The organism is Roseibium denhamense, from assembly GCF_009711415.1.
Lineage (GTDB): Bacteria > Pseudomonadota > Alphaproteobacteria > Rhizobiales > Stappiaceae > Roseibium > Roseibium denhamense.
In genome coordinates this window covers 58,121-73,808 of the sequence record NZ_SMLZ01000096.1, presented here as the reverse complement: position 1 = coordinate 73,808, position 15,688 = coordinate 58,121, and the positions used below count along the sequence as shown (strand labels likewise).

The window sequence follows — 15,688 nt, the reverse complement described above, 5'->3', positions numbered from 1 at the left end:
CGGCACTCTAACCAACTGAGCTACACCCGCACATTCACGGTATTTATGCGCCCTTACCTGAGGTTGGTAAGTGGCGCGAGTGACGGGGCTCGAACCCGCGACCTCCGGCGTGACAGGCCGGCACTCTAACCAACTGAGCTACACCCGCTTCGCGCGGCGACGTGATGTCGTCGCGAAGTGGCGCTGATGTACGGTGGCTGACTGGGGAAGTCAAGCGCCCTATTGCATTCCAGTTGCCGTTTTTTGACAAACGCCGGGGCAAGGCCGTTTTTTGCCCCAATACGCACAAGAATGCGATGTGGAAAACTTACAGCAGTAGATTCCGCAAGGCCTCTGAAACTCAAAAGAATTATGAACTTGCACAGAACGCCAGCCGCGCTGTCATAGTGAGCTGACTGCAGCAAGACACGATTTTCGACGGCAAACCAAAAAAGATGCTTCGAGAGAACGCTTCGCCTAGATCAGCGAGCGATAAATCGGACCCGATTTAATGGCCAAAGCTGATCGGTCATCCAGCGATCGAGCTTCTTTGAACGTTCCTGACGAAACACACGATGCTCTAGTGTTTCATCGCGTCCTGCAATCCACCGGACCAGCCAATCGTGAACGCTGATGCGTGGGCGGCGGGGCGTTGGAGCATGCATATGGATGCCATCCGGACAGCCTGGAAAGAGCGTCCGCGACCGTTCCGGGATCAGAGACGGAAAAACGCTGACAGACGACTAAGCCCGCCTTCAAAACGGCCACACGGCACACAGCGCAAGAGCGCTAACGAACACTTATTTTTCAAGGGAGAGTGGTGGGCGATGAGAGACTCGAACTCCCGACATCTTCGGTGTAAACGAAGCGCTCTACCAACTGAGCTAATCGCCCTCAACGAGGTGAAACGCCTTTTATTGGGTCCCTCGCCGCTTGGCAAGAGGGAAGTTTGAGAAAAAAGAACTTCCCAAGCGCCCGTCGGCCCAGCCTGTGGATGACTTGAAAGGTGCCGTAGCGGTCACCTGCGGAAACGGTACGCATTCTCCAGCATCGACGTCAGACCTGTCATCGGATCCTGACCTTCCAGGCCATTGTTGATGAAAAATCTGGAGAGCCTTGCAATGCCATCACGGTCGCCCGGCCCGCGCGGCGGCGGCTGATTCATGAGTTTTGCGGCTATCGCCCAGGACATGGTCCGCCGGCTCCGCTCCGAATTTGCCGTAAAGTCCGGGTTGCTTGCGTTGCTTTTGTGTTCGAACAAGCTGCCCCATGCTTGGTTGACGGCCCCATTCACGGCCTCGATACGGATATAGCCGGTCATGTCCGGGCTCCGCTTCTTGTTCAGAAGGTGATCGATATTATAGCCGGCAAGGTCCTTTTTCGTTGCCTTGACACCGTACACTTGCTCAATGAAGCGGAGATAGGCTCCTTGATAGCCACGGTATTTCGCCCTCACCCAGACACTTGCCCGTTCATCCGGATTGCCTGATTTTTGAATGATGGCCGCATCGTGCAGATCGCGCGCGCCTGGCGGCTTAGGCTGGGGATCGGCGCCATCGTCGTCCAAGTCGTGAATGTAGACCAACCGGCCGAGTTTTTCCGGATGCTCAACATGGACAACAATAAGAGGGTTTTGGACCCAGGCATCAAACAAGGCCCGCTGACGACGCTGAATAATTGCATGAAGAGACATGAAAAAACGCTCGCATTAGGATTATAATACTCAGATACACTATCAGGTTTATCACCTCTATCCCATGCGGGTTTTTGCCAACCGCCGCCGACCGGACAAACAAAAACCCTGCATCCGGTCTATCGGATGCAGGGTTTTCGAAAACGAAACGGTGCGAGCGCGGATTAGGCGTTCACAGCGTCTTTCAGGCCTTTGCCAGCCTTGAATTTCGGCGTCTTAGAAGCCGGGATCTGGATCGTTTCGCCGGTCCGCGGGTTGCGGCCTTCAGTGGCTGCACGTGCAGAGACCGTGAAGTTGCCAAAGCCAATGATACGGACTTCATCACCGCTTTTCAGCGTTTCGGTGACAGCGTCAAAAGTTGCATCAACTGCTTCGCCTGCCTGAGCCTTCGTGAGGCCGGTCTTTTCTGCAACAGCTGCGATCAGATCGTTCTTATTCATAGCAGATACCTTTCTAAGAAACGGCGGAGTGCCGACGATTCCTGTCAGCGCCGTTGCGCGAAATTCGTGCGAATTGAGCTGAAACGCAAGGGGTTTTTTCGCAGAAAACCGCCATTTTGACCAATTATTCAAAAGAAAAGCCCCGGATAAACCGGGGCTTTCCATTTTTTTGCACTGCAACATCGTTCTAGTGAGCCAAAATACCCGACTTGTCGTCGTCAGCATCACTCGCGCTGGTTGCCGTATCGGCCATGCTTTCGTCCCACTCGATCGGGTCCGGAAGGCGGACAAGCGCGTTTTTGAGCACATCCTCCATGCCCGACACCGGGATGATTTCCAGCGAGTTTTTCACCGAATCCGGAATATCAGCCAGATCCTTGGCGTTGTCTTCCGGGATCATTACCAGCTTGATGCCGCCACGCAGCGCCGCCAGCAGCTTCTCCTTCAAGCCGCCAATCGGCAGAACGCGGCCGCGCAAGGTGATTTCACCCGTCATCGCCACATCGCGGCGCACCGGAATACCGGTCATGGTCGAAATCACAGCCGTTGCCATGGCAATACCGGCGGACGGCCCATCCTTCGGGGTCGCCCCTTCCGGAACGTGAACGTGAATATCCCGCTTGTCGAATTTCGGGGGTTCAATCCCGAAATCAACGGCCCGCGACCGCACATAGGAAGCCGCTGCGGAAATGGATTCTTTCATCACGTCCTTCAGGTTGCCGGTAACCGTCATCTTGCCCTTGCCGGGCATCATCACGCCCTCAATGGTCAAGAGTTCACCGCCAACTTCCGTCCACGCAAGACCGGTGACAACACCAACCTGGTCTTCAAGTTCGGCTTCGCCGTAACGATAGCGCGGTACACCGAGGTAGTCTTCGACCACTTCCTGCGTAACGGTGATGGTTTCCTTGTCGCTCATCAGGATGTCCTTGACCGCTTTCCGGGCAAGGGTCGCCATCTCGCGTTCAAGGTTCCGAACGCCCGCCTCACGGGTGTAGCGGCGCACGACGAAATGCAGAGCCTCATCTTCGATAGAGAACTCGCCATCCTTCAGGCCGTGATCTTTTTCCGCTTTCGGAATGAGGTGACGGCGGCAGATCTCCACCTTTTCCTCTTCCGTGTAGCCGGCGATCCGGATCACTTCCATCCGGTCCATCAGCGGGCCCGGAATGTTCAGCGTGTTGGCTGTCGTCACGAACATCACATCCGACAGATCGTATTCGACCTCCAGATAGTGGTCCATGAAGGACGAGTTCTGTTCCGGATCAAGCACCTCGAGCAGCGCCGAAGAAGGATCACCCCGGAAATCCATACCCATCTTGTCGATCTCATCGAGAAGGAACAGCGGGTTGGACTTTTTCGCCTTTTTCATCGACTGGATGACCTTGCCAGGCATCGAGCCAATGTAGGTCCGGCGGTGACCGCGGATTTCCGCTTCATCGCGCACACCGCCAAGCGACATGCGGACAAACTCGCGGCCTGTGGCCTTGGCAATGGATTTGCCAAGAGAGGTCTTACCGACACCTGGAGGGCCGACAAGGCACAGGATCGGGCCACGCAGCTTGTTCGCACGACTCTGAACCGCCAGATACTCGACAATCCGCTCTTTGACCTTCTCAAGGCCGTAGTGATCCGTATCCAGCACCTTCTCGGCATGCTTGAGATCGTGCTTGACCTTGGATTTCTTGTTCCAGGGAATACCAATCAGCCAGTCAAGATAGTTGCGCACAACCGTTGCCTCGGCGGACATCGGGCTCATCTGCTTGAGCTTCTTGATCTCGGCAGCAGCACGCTCCCGTGCTTCCTTGGTCAGCTTGGTTTTCTTGATCTTTTCTTCAAGTTCGGCAACTTCATCCTTGCCGTCCTCGCTGTCACCAAGCTCCTTCTGAATGGCCTTCATCTGCTCATTCAGATAGTACTCGCGCTGCGTCTTCTCCATCTGGCGCTTCACGCGGGAGCGGATGCGTTTTTCAACCTGGAGGACGGAAATTTCGCTTTCCATCATTCCCAAGACACGCTCCAGGCGCTCCGCGACGGAGACAACGCCAAGGATTTCCTGCTTTTCAGGGATCTTGATGGCAAGATGCGCAGCAATCGTGTCTGCCAGCTTGGAATAATCATCGATCTGATTGACCGATCCCAAAACTTCAGGAGACACTTTTTTGTTGAGCTTCACATAGTTCTCGAACTCCGACACGACGGACCGTGCCAGCGCTTCGACTTCAATGTTCTCGCCGTCTTTTTCCGGCAGGACCGTGGCGGACGCCTCAAAATATTCTGTCCGGTCGGTATAGGCCCCGATCTGTGCCCGCGCGCCGCCTTCAACAAGGACCTTAACGGTGTTGTCGGGCAGCTTCAGGAGCTGAAGAACCGTGGCAAGTGTTCCGACGTTATAGATCTGGTCCGGATTTGGATCATCATCGGCCGCATTCACCTGGGTCGCCAGAAGAATATGCTTGTCGGTGGTCATCACCTCTTCGAGCGCCTTGATCGACTTTTCACGGCCGACAAAGAGCGGAACGATCATGTGCGGGAAGACGACAATGTCGCGCAGCGGCAAAACTGGATAAACAGCAGAGCTGTCTTGATCGGTGGCGCGGATTTCTGCGTCGCTCATTTTTTTTCCTTTCTCGGCGTATCCCGGCCCCACTCGTACATAGGCAGCCAAGGACACTGGAAACGGCTTTCGGGAAGGTTCCCGACTGGCCAACGGGCCGCCCCCCAACTGGGCTGACGAACCGGTCGCATAGCCGTCTTTAGATCTAATAGGTGGACACCAGACCTGCTGGTGTCAAGGCGGCCAAATAGACAGGCAGGTCTTGGCTGTTGACGACTCAGCCCTGCGGTGGAAAACCGCCGGACGCAACCCTTCAAACCGAAAATGCCGCCCATTCAGGACGGCATTATACACGGTTATAAGGCGAGGCTTGGCTCAACCTTTAGGCACTGCTCGCAGAGCTCTCTTCACGGTCTTCATAGATGTAAAGCGGACGGGCCTCGCCTTTGACAACTTCAGGCGAAATCACGACCTCTTTCACACCTTTGAGCCCTGGAAGCTCGTACATGGTGTCCAGCAGGATCGATTCAAGGATGGACCGCAGGCCGCGCGCGCCAGTCTTGCGCTCGATTGCCTTGCCGGCAATAGCCTTCAGCGCTTCCTCGTGGAAGGATAGCTCGACCTCTTCCATTTCGAACAGGCGCTGATACTGCTTGACGAGCGCGTTTTTCGGCTCTGTCAGGATTGTAACAAGCGCATCTTCATCCAGATCCTCCAGCGTGGCGATGACCGGCAAACGGCCAACGAATTCCGGAATAAGCCCGAACTTCAGAAGATCCTCTGGCTCCAGCTCGGAGAAGAGTTCGCCGATACGGCGGTCTTCGGGAGCGTGAACCTGAGCGGAAAATCCGATGGATGTCTGCGTGCCGCGATCAGAGATGATCTTGTCGAGGCCTGCGAACGCGCCACCACAAATGAAGAGCATGTTGGTGGTGTCGACCTGCAGGAACTCCTGCTGCGGATGCTTTCGCCCGCCCTGCGGCGGAACAGAAGCAACCGTGCCTTCCATGATCTTCAAGAGGGCCTGTTGAACCCCCTCGCCCGACACGTCCCGGGTGATGGACGGATTGTCCGCTTTGCGGCTGATCTTGTCGATCTCATCGATGTAGACGATACCGCGTTGGGCCCGCTCAACATTGTAGTCGGCGGCCTGAAGCAGCTTCAGAATGATGTTTTCGACATCTTCGCCGACGTACCCGGCTTCGGTAAGTGTCGTCGCGTCGGCCATGGTGAATGGCACATCAAGGATGCGCGCAAGGGTCTGGGCGAGCAGCGTCTTGCCACAACCGGTCGGACCAACGAGAAGAATGTTGGACTTCGCAAGCTCCACGTCGTTGTTCTTGGACGCGTGGTTCAGGCGCTTGTAGTGATTGTGAACAGCAACCGACAGGACCTTCTTCGCGCTGCCCTGACCGATGACATAGTCATCGAGAACATCGCGGATTTCCTGCGGTGTCGGGATCCCGTCCCGCGACTTTACCAGCGAGGATTTGTTTTCCTCGCGGATGATATCCATGCACAGCTCGACACATTCATCGCAAATGAAAACAGTCGGGCCGGCGATCAGCTTGCGAACCTCATGCTGGCTTTTGCCGCAGAAGGAGCAGTAGAGCGTATTCTTTGAATCGCTGCCGCTGGCCTTGGTCATGTAGTCAACCTCGCGTTTGTGGGGCGTTCAAACCCCTTATCTTTCCGGTTGCGGCCATTTTAAGGCCAACCGGGTTAGAAGGCCACAAGATACGGACCTTCACAATGGGATGTCACCATGCTTCGCCATTAAAAATCAATATAGGTTTAAGGCGAAAGTGGAAACCCGGCATCATCCCGCAATTTCCCGCCTTATCCCCGGCCTGTGGCCGGAGATAAGATAGGCTGATTTACTTCTTGTCAGAAGCCTCGTCGCTCAAACCGGCACGGGTGGAGACAATATTGTCAACGATGCCGAATTCTTTTGCCAGCTCTGCTGTCATGAAGTTATCGCGTTCAAGAGCTTCCTCAACCTGGTCGAGGCTTTGACCGGTATGCTTCACGTAAATTTCATTCAGGCGGCGCTTCATGGCCAGGATTTCCTGGGCATGCAGCATGATGTCCGCGGCCTGTCCACGGAACCCGCCGGAGGGCTGGTGAACCATGACCCGGGCGTTGGGAAGCGTGTAACGCATGCCCTTTTCGCCGGCTGCCAGCAAAAGCGACCCCATAGAGGCAGCCTGACCGATGCACAGCGTTGAAACAGCAGGCCGGATAAACTGCATGGTATCGTAGATCGCCAGTCCGGACGTCACCAGACCACCCGGTGAGTTGATGTACAGCGCGATCTCCTTGGTCGGGTTTTCCGACTCAAGATAGAGGAGCTGGGCACTGACCAGCGTTGCCATGTGATCTTCCACCGGACCGGTCAGGAAGATGATGCGCTCCTTGAGCAGGCGCGAATAGATATCGAAGGCCCGCTCGCCCCGGTTTGTCTGCTCGACAACCATAGGCACGAGTGTGTTCATGTAGATATCGACAGGATCCTTCATACCTCATCCATATGCTTGAGATGGTCCCCGAAGAATTTCGGGAAGGTCACAGGGCCGTTGAAGCGCATCGATCAGGCCCTGACTCGAAAAAAGCGACATCCCATATATAGGGATGCCGCCCGTAACGCAAAACATGTCAGATGCGGCATGAAGGCAAGGTTAAAAGCCGGGGCCGCATCTGGGGATTGATCTGGATAAGCTTACGCTTCGTCGTCGTCTTCAGCGACCAGCTTCTCCAGCTCTTCCTTGGTCACGGTCTTATCCGTGACATTGGCCAGCTCGAGCATGTAATCGACGACCTTTTCTTCGTAGATCGGCGCACGCAGGGATGCCAGAGCCTGCTGGTTGTTCTTGTAGAATTCGAACACCTGCTGTTCCTGACCCGGGAACTGGCGGACCCGATCGTAAAGCGCGCGCTGCAGCTCTTCATCGGTGACCTGGATGTTGTTCTTTTCACCGATTTCCGACAGAACCAGACCAAGACGGACACGGCGCTCGGCGATCTTGCGGTATTCCGCCTTCGCCTCTTCTTCCGTGGTGTCTTCGTCTTCGAAAGTCTTTTCGTTGCGCTTCATGTCCTCTTCGACCTGGCGCCAGACCACGTCGAATTCAGACTCAAGCAGCTTTTCCGGAAGCTCGAACGTGTAGTGCTCGTCCAGCTTGTCGAGAAGCTGGCGCTTCACGCGCTGACGCGTCATTTGACCGAACTGACCTTCGATCTGACCGCGAACGATTTCTTTCAGCTTGTCCAGCGACTCAAGGCCGAGGCCTTTCGCAAACTCGTCATCGATGGTCGCTTCACCCGGTGCGGCAACTTCCTTGACAACAACGTCGAAGGTCGCGGCCTTTCCGGCAAGATGCGCTGCCGGGTAATCTTCCGGGAAGGAAACCTCGACGACCTTTTCGTCACCAGCCTTGGTGCCGATCAGCTGATCTTCAAAGCCCGGGATGAACTGGCCGGAACCAAGCACCAGCTGCCCGTTCTCATCAGCACCGCCTTCAAACGGCTCGCCGTCGATCTTGCCAAGGTAGGACATGGTAACCCGGTCGCCATTGTCCGCAGCGCCGTCTTTTTCATCGAACGGCGTATTGTTCTTGGCGATTTCGGCAACCTGTTCGTCGACTTCTGCCTCGGCGATCTCAACAACAGGACGCTCGATTTCAAGGCCTTTGAAGTCAACGATCTCGAAGTCCGGCAGGACGTCGTATGTCATTTTGAAGGAGAGATCGGCATCACCGGCCAGGATCTTTTCCGCATCCTCATCCGGCAGATCGATTTCAGGGGTCAAGGCCGGGCGCTCTGAGCGCTCTTCAACAGCCTTTTGAGTGGTTTCCTGAATTGTATTAGACAGGATTTCCGCCATTGCCTGGCGGCCATACATCTTTTTCAGGTGGCCGACCGGCACTTTGCCCGGACGGAACCCTTTGATGTTGGCTTTGGATTTCATGTCAGCCAAATAGTCGTCGAGCTTGGCGGCCAGATCGCCTGCCGGAATGTCGATTTTCAGCTCGCGTTTAAGGCCCTCGGAAAGGGTTTCGGTTACCTGCATGGGTTTTGCTTCGTCCTCGGTCCGAAGCGGAAGGCCGCCCCGGATGGTTGTTTTTCAAAAATCCCGTGTGCCGCGCAGCCCGGCTTCCCTTTTGGCAGAAGCATTCGCAAAAGGCGGCGCATCGCCTTAAGCAAAGCCCAAGACGCACGATGGGAGCGCGATAAAGGCTGGGGGGGAAAGTGTCAAGGGGAGCGGTCGGTAAGCACCACGTTTTCTCAGATAAGCGCCGGCAAACTGCATTGTTTATTCAAACACCAACCTCCAGTCGCCGAGGGACTAACTGATCGCCCGCAGAGTCGCACGCTGATCGACTAATCCAGGTAGCTTATCCAACTTCTGCGGTCGCCCGTAGAAATAGCCTTGCGCCATATGGCAGCCAAATCCGGAGAACAATGCACGCTGTGCTTCAGTTTCAATACCTTCAATGGTAACAACAGCGCCAAGCTGGGACGCTATACGCACCACCATAGAAACAACGTTCTGCATTTCTGCGTAAGTGCCTGCCGTTTCCACAAAACTACGGTCAATCTTGATCTCGTCCCAGGGAAACTGCACGAGATAGGAAAGACTTGAATAACCTGTTCCGAAATCATCCAGAACAATGCGGGTCCCTGTTTTCTGAAGCTCCTGCAGAATGGATAGCGTGCGCACCTTATCCGATATCAGAACGCTTTCGGTCACCTCGAGCTTCAACCGGCTGGGCTCCAACCGACTTTTGGCCAAGGCATTACTGACGTCCTTGACCAATCCCGGACGAAGAAACTGGACAGTCGATAGGTTGACCGATACCGACGCCTTTTCTCGCCAGCCGGCAGCCTCCAAACAGGCATCGTCCAGGATCAATGCACCAAGATTGATGATGTCCCCGGTAGTTTCGGCGGTTGGGATAAACTCGTCTGGTCCGATTGGGCCAAGTTCTTTATGACACCACCTCGCCAAAGCCTCAAAACCTAAGCAGGTGCCGGTCAGAATGTCGTGATAGGACTGGAAGACAGGGTAAATATCATGATTTTTGACAGCTTCTTTTAAGGCGCTCTCGACTTCCTGCCGGCGGTACATTTGAATTCTTAGCGTATCTTTGTAAGCAATCGCCCGGCTTTTACCGGTCGACTTTGCCTCGGTCAGAGCCAAATCCGCATTCATCACCAGATGAACGCAATTTTCTTTATCACATCGAGACTCAGCATACCCGATCGAAACGCCGAGGTTGACCGTCCCCACGTCAGTATAAATGGGTTCCTCGAAGGCTTTGATAAGTTGGTGGGCAAAGGCGCTCAAAGACCACTCCAAATCATACATTTCCAGAACAATCAGGAATTCATCCCCACCGACCCGCGCCACCAGTCGGGTGCTGGACAACCCGTCCACCATCGCCTGCATTTTTTCCGCCGCTGCCTTCAAGGCAGCATCGCCCGCAACGTGACCCATCAAGTCATTGATGCGCTTAAAACCGTCGAGATCCGCGGCCAGAACGCACACACGCGGTTTCTGTACCATCCTAGACAACGCGGCGAGCTTCTCTTCTACGGTGGCACGATTGGCAAGCCCGGTCACCACATCGTGCTTGGCCAAACGTTCGTATTTTCTGGCCGTCGCATCGGCGCGATTGGACGCGCGCCGGAGGGATGCGTTTTGCCAAATCGCGAGCAAAAACAGCAGCGCCCCGACAACCGAAAGGCCTTCATTGATTGCCCGTTGCATATTCTGCTGGCGCTTGATTTGGTCACGGGCCAAGGCAGCCTGAACCATACTGTACTGTTGGGTTTCGTGACCCAGCTTGTGGATAGCATCCACCGCCTTTGCGACCTTCCGTGCAACCGCTTCACGTTCGGTTGGCGGCGGAGGTGCGTTTATAAAGACCTGTAGCGATCCAAGGAGCCGTTTCGCATCTGCAAGCATGCGATCACCACCCTGGACCTCTTTTATGGACTTTCCGAACGTCCCCTCCGCCCAGGAGTTCAGCCGGCCCTTGGTGATTGCGAAACGCAGTTTTAGCTCCTTTTTGTCTGCCTCTGCCTGGGTCAGCAGATATGTCGAAAAGCTTGATTTTAGGGTTTCAGCTTCAATGCGGCCGCCGGAGCCGGTCCATACGGCATCATAGCGCATGGCGTTCTGGATCAAGGAGTAGGAGCTATCAAAAAACATAAAATTCAGCGCCATTGCGGACCCGAAAACGCAAATCCCCGCGATGAGATAAACCTTTGAGGAGCTGAGTGTCTGCCGCCAACGCATGACGCTACCCTACTTAACTTCGATCGCGCTGACCTGCCAAACAGATCTGGAATAAAAAAGCTCCGAACCCAATTTGGGATCAGCATCAAAAGGATAGATAACAAACAGAGGTCCCTTGTCCTCGATCTTCATGTATTTGCCATCCAGCTTCATGGCCAACAGCGGCATATGGCGCTTTAGATCGCTGGACGGGATGGTTGCGGAATAGTTGTTCAGCGCTGACACCAGCAGATCCCTGCCCTGCCCATCGACATGATCTATCAAATCGCTGAGAAGAACACCTTCAAAATGGACTACACCATCATGCCATGGGGTTCCGGTCTTGATTTCCGAATGCCCAATTGCTTCCAGGTCTTTGCGCGTGAATTGCGCGACCCCTCCGCCCTTGATCTTGCCGCTGATTTCGAGAATGACTTCCTCACCGGCCGCAACGTTACCTGTGATCGAGGTCAGAAAGAACGCGATACCAGCCAACCACGAACCGGGCCTTGAGACAGACCAAATCATTTCTCCCCCTAACTTTTCGTTCTTATGAAACTGAATTATTTCCACGAAAAGATTGGCAAGCAATAAAATTGAAATTGAAAGCTGAGATTTTTTTATTTTTTCAGTTAAAAATAAAAAAATCTCATAAATATATTGTAAATTATCCTAAGGCAATACGTGACACGACTGTAAATTACGACATACTTACAAGGGTTCTGTCTGCAATGAACAGAATTCGCTGTTGCAAAAGCTCTAACCGAAGCTAGACTTGGCCCACGTACAAATTTTTAATGAAAGATGGTGCGGATGGAGGGACTTGAACCCCCACGCCTTGCGGCACCAGAACCTAAATCTGGCGTGTCTGCCAATTTCACCACATCCGCGCTTCGCAGGTCATACCCGTAATCCGGGCACCGCGAGGAAAGCGGGGCTTCTATAGCAGCTGAAAATTTCCCGTCAAATGAAAAGCTAACTTAAAGGTCACACCGCTGCCAGCTTGTCCACAAGCGTTGCGATGACCGGTCTTAGAGCCTCCGGCAAATCCTCGGCGATCAGACCCGGTCCAACCGCCGCCCCCGCCGCTCCGTGCAGCCACACCGCCTGGCAGGCTGCCTCGAATGCAGGCACATTCTGCGCCAGCAGACCCGTTATAATCCCCGCCAGAACATCGCCGGACCCGGCAGTGGCGAGCCAAACCGGCGCATTGGCGTTGATTGCGGCTCGGCCATCCGGACCGGCAATGACCGTGTCCGGGCCCTTTAAAATGACAACAGCCCCGGACCTTTCCGCAGCTGCCCTTGCACGCTCAAGCTTCGTCTGGCCGGCAAGGTCCGGGAACAACCGCGCAAACTCTCCGTCATGCGGTGTCAGCACGACAGGCCCACCGTTTTCTTTGATCAGCTCGAACAAAGACCCGGCCTGCCCTCCAAAACTTGTCAGGGCGTCTGCGTCGAGCACACACGCCCGTTTTGTCCTCAGGACCGCACCGACAGCTCTGCGGGTCTGTTCTCCAATGCCATAGGCCGGGCCGATCACCACGGCGTTCAGCCGCGAATCGGAAAGAAAGTCCGGGATTGCCTCAACACCTGGCATCTTTTTCAGCATCACCGAGGTCAAATGGCAGGCATTGACCATCATGGCGTCCGCCGGAGACGCAAGGGTGACCAGACCCGCACCCGTCCGCAAGCATGCTTGCGCCGCAAGGCGCGCAGCACCAGTGGACGCCATTGGGCCACCAAAAACCACCGCATGGCCTTTTGAATATTTGTGGCTAGCCGGGGACATGCGCGGCCAATGCTGAGCCCATAAGTCAGGCCCGTTCAAGAATGTATCGGGCGCGATCTTGTCGAGCACAGCGGCACTGATCCCGATATCGACCACTTTGACCTCACCGCATCTCCCGCGCCCCGGAAATACAAGGTGACCGGGTTTTTTACGGAAAAATGTAACGGAAGAGACTGCGCTGATCGCGGTATCCCCCGCCTCCCCAGTCGCTCCGTTCACACCGGAAGGCAGATCAACAGCCAGCACCGGTTTGCCCGACGCATTGATCAACCCAACCAGGCCGACCGCCAGACCTGTGAGCGGGCGGTCGAGCCCCGCACCGAACAAAGCGTCCACGATAAGGCTGCACGCAGAAAGCTCTTTGCGCACAAGAGGCAAATCGCGGTCAGCGTCGGCCAGCTCCATAACGGGCACCCCAACCCGCTCGGCCGCAAGCCGGGCATCGCCTTTCAGGCGGCCGAGGCTGCCGAGAAGCCCGATGAAAACATCATATCCTTCTGCCTTCAGGAGCCTGGCAGCGATGAAGCCGTCACCCCCATTGTTGCCAGGACCGCACAGGATGCAAAACCTCCCCGCTGAAGGAGACAGCGCAACAGCGGCCTCTGCCACTGCCCGTCCCGCGCGCTCCATCAGCTCGATGCCGGGCACGCCACCCTCAATCGTTAGACGGTCCGCCTCCGACATTTGAGCCGGTGTCAGCACCGCGCAGGCCTGAACAATTACACTCATGCAGTCTCCTTTACCGCGTCGGACCAAGTCTTACCCCGCAACGGCTACAGCACCAACCCAATCAAATATGCTCAATTAATGATCATATTGCATATCTTATATGCACAATTGCGCATCGAGTTGCAGCTACTGGCACCTGACCGGAAATATATTGCCACTTTTAGCGGCGGAAACTCGAGGCTTGTAAAATTTACAGGGCGAAAAACCGACTTGGCACACATCGTGCTTTGATGCAGCCAACAGTCCTCGGCCGGGGATGGTTTGGCTCTGAAACAGCCAATCGGACCGGAATGAAGGACTTGCTGGAAATTGCGGCCAGGATATGTGGAGAGAGACACAAGGTGATGAAAAAGATCGAAGCGATCATCAAGCCCTTTAAGTTGGACGAGGTCAAAGAAGCCCTGCAAGAGGTCGGACTGCAAGGCATTACAGTGACCGAGGCCAAAGGGTTCGGCCGCCAGAAAGGCCACACCGAACTCTACCGCGGTGCAGAGTATGTCGTCGACTTTTTGCCGAAGGTGAAGGTCGAGATTGTTTTGGGCGACGATATGGTTGAAAAAGCTGTGGAATCGATCCGCTCTGCTGCACAAACCGGACGCATCGGCGACGGGAAAATCTTCGTCTCCAATATTGAAGAGGCCGTCCGCATCCGGACCGGCGAATCCGGCGTCGACGCCATCTGACCACCGAATACCGGCTTCCGGCCGGCACACCCCTTCCGGCTCAAGCACGGAGCCAGCTATACAACTCCTTGATCCGGAACCAAACCCAACCGTTCACATGAAAAATCAAAGGGATGGACATAATGACCACTGCCGCTGATATCCTGAAGGAGATTCAGGAAAAGGACGTGAAATTCGTCGACCTGCGCTTCACCGATCCGCGTGGTAAAATGCAACACGTCACGATGGATGTTGCCCTTGTCGATGAAGACATGTTCGCTGAAGGCGTTGCCTTCGACGGCTCGTCCATTGCCGGCTGGAAAGCCATCAACGAGTCCGACATGATGCTGATCCTTGACCCGGAGTCAGCGCACATTGATCCGTTCTTCGCCCAATCCACCATGGCGATCTTCTGTGACATCGTCGACCCGATTACCGGCGAAGGCTACAACCGCGATCCGCGCATGACTGCGAAAAAAGCGGAAGCTTATGTCAAGTCCGGCGGCTTCGGCGACACCATCTTCGTTGGCCCGGAAGCCGAATTCTTCATGTTTGACGACGTCCGCTTCAATGCCGACCCGTACAACACCGGCTTCATCCTGGACTCAACCGAGCTGCCGTCCAATATGGGCGCCGAATACGAGACTGGAAACCTGGGTCACCGTCCGCGCACCAAGGGCGGCTATTTCCCGGTTCCGCCAGTCGACAGCGCACAGGACATCCGCTCTGAAATGCTTTCGGTTATGGGCGAAATGGGCGTTCCGACCGAGAAGCACCACCACGAAGTGGCTGCTGCCCAGCACGAACTCGGTATGAAGTTCGAAAAGCTGACAAGCTGCGCCGACAACATGCAGATCTATAAGTACGTTGTTCATCAGGTTGCCCATGCCTATGGCAAATCCGCAACCTTCATGCCGAAGCCGGTTTTCGGCGACAACGGCACAGGCATGCACTGCCACCTGTCCATCTGGAACGAAGGTGAGCCAACATTCGCTGGCAACCAGTACGCTGACCTTTCCGAGACCTGCCTTTACTTCATCGGCGGCATCCTGAAGCATGCGAAAGCCCTGAACGCTTTCACCAACCCGTCCACCAACTCCTACAAGCGCTTGGTGCCGGGCTACGAAGCTCCGGTTCTGCTGGCCTACTCTTCGCGTAACCGCTCCGCGTCCTGCCGTATTCCGTTTACGGCATCTCCGAAGGCAAAACGCGTTGAAGTCCGCTTCCCGGATCCGACAGCGAACCCGTACCTGTGCTTCTCTGCCCTGCTGATGGCTGGACTTGACGGGATCAAGAACAAGATCCATCCGGGCGATGCCATGGACAAAAACCTCTACGATCTGCCGGCCGAAGAACTGTCCGAAATCCCGACCGTTTGCGGCTCCCTGCGTGAAGCCCTGGAAGCTGTCGATGCAGACCGTGAGTTCCTCAAAGCTGGTGGTGTCTTTGATGACGACCAGATCGACGCTTACATCGAATTGAAGATGGAAGAAGTCGAGCGTTTCGAAATGACCCCGCACCCGGTCGAGTTCGACATGTACTACTCTGTCTAATCGA

11 protein-coding genes and 3 tRNA genes are annotated in these 15,688 nt (G+C 55.2%); 2 read left to right on the top strand and 12 right to left on the bottom strand.

The window, feature by feature from the left end; all coding sequences use genetic code 11:
• Positions 1–71: 71 nt before the first annotated feature.
• From E1180_RS05765 to E1180_RS05710, 12 genes are all read right to left on the bottom strand, one after another.
• A tRNA-Asp gene (locus tag E1180_RS05765) sits at positions 72–148 on the bottom strand.
• Between the two features lie 649 nt (positions 149–797).
• Positions 798–873, bottom strand: a tRNA-Val gene (locus E1180_RS05760).
• Positions 874–997: 124 nt separating this feature from the next.
• Complete coding sequence (locus E1180_RS05755; protein WP_155190218.1) at positions 998–1,672, bottom strand: hypothetical protein; 675 nt, start codon at positions 1,670–1,672, stop codon at positions 998–1,000.
• Between the two features lie 164 nt (positions 1,673–1,836).
• The gene (locus tag E1180_RS05750; protein WP_155190222.1) at positions 1,837–2,112 is read right to left on the bottom strand and encodes an HU family DNA-binding protein; all 276 of its coding nucleotides are present in this window, start codon (positions 2,110–2,112) and stop codon (positions 1,837–1,839) included.
• Between the two features lie 187 nt (positions 2,113–2,299).
• On the bottom strand, positions 2,300–4,729 hold the full coding sequence (lon, locus tag E1180_RS05745) for an endopeptidase La (RefSeq protein WP_155190217.1): 2,430 nt from the start codon (positions 4,727–4,729) through the stop codon (positions 2,300–2,302).
• Between the two features lie 322 nt (positions 4,730–5,051).
• Positions 5,052–6,317 carry an ATP-dependent Clp protease ATP-binding subunit ClpX gene (clpX, locus tag E1180_RS05740; RefSeq protein ID WP_155190216.1) on the bottom strand — a complete coding sequence of 422 codons (1,266 nt, stop codon included), beginning with the start codon at positions 6,315–6,317 and terminating at the stop codon, positions 5,052–5,054.
• 229 nt (positions 6,318–6,546) lie between these two features.
• Positions 6,547–7,188 carry an ATP-dependent Clp protease proteolytic subunit gene (locus E1180_RS05735; protein WP_155190215.1) on the bottom strand — a complete coding sequence of 214 codons (642 nt, stop codon included), beginning with the start codon at positions 7,186–7,188 and terminating at the stop codon, positions 6,547–6,549.
• A 200-nt stretch (positions 7,189–7,388) separates the two neighbouring features.
• Positions 7,389–8,738 (bottom strand): trigger factor, encoded by a 1,350-nt coding sequence (tig, locus tag E1180_RS05730; RefSeq protein WP_155190214.1) that lies wholly within the window; start codon positions 8,736–8,738, stop codon positions 7,389–7,391.
• Between the two features lie 276 nt (positions 8,739–9,014).
• Positions 9,015–10,970 (bottom strand): putative bifunctional diguanylate cyclase/phosphodiesterase, encoded by a 1,956-nt coding sequence (locus E1180_RS05725; RefSeq protein ID WP_155190213.1) that lies wholly within the window; start codon positions 10,968–10,970, stop codon positions 9,015–9,017.
• A gap of 9 nt (positions 10,971–10,979) precedes the next feature.
• Positions 10,980–11,477: a putative pterin-binding protein gene (locus tag E1180_RS05720; RefSeq protein ID WP_155190212.1), complete on the bottom strand. Its 498-nt coding sequence runs from the start codon at positions 11,475–11,477 to the stop codon at positions 10,980–10,982.
• Between the two features lie 277 nt (positions 11,478–11,754).
• Positions 11,755–11,839 (bottom strand) — tRNA-Leu (locus E1180_RS05715).
• A gap of 97 nt (positions 11,840–11,936) precedes the next feature.
• A complete protein-coding gene (locus tag E1180_RS05710; protein ID WP_155190211.1) occupies positions 11,937–13,469 on the bottom strand; it encodes an NAD(P)H-hydrate dehydratase in 1,533 nt (510 codons plus the stop codon).
• A gap of 344 nt (positions 13,470–13,813) precedes the next feature.
• On the opposite strand from E1180_RS05710, the gene E1180_RS05705 reads away from it, so the two are divergent.
• On the top strand, positions 13,814–14,152 hold the full coding sequence (locus tag E1180_RS05705) for a P-II family nitrogen regulator (RefSeq protein WP_155190210.1): 339 nt from the start codon (positions 13,814–13,816) through the stop codon (positions 14,150–14,152).
• 122 nt (positions 14,153–14,274) lie between these two features.
• Complete coding sequence (gene glnA, locus E1180_RS05700) at positions 14,275–15,684, top strand: type I glutamate--ammonia ligase (RefSeq protein WP_155190209.1); 1,410 nt, start codon at positions 14,275–14,277, stop codon at positions 15,682–15,684.
• Positions 15,685–15,688 lie beyond the last annotated feature (4 nt).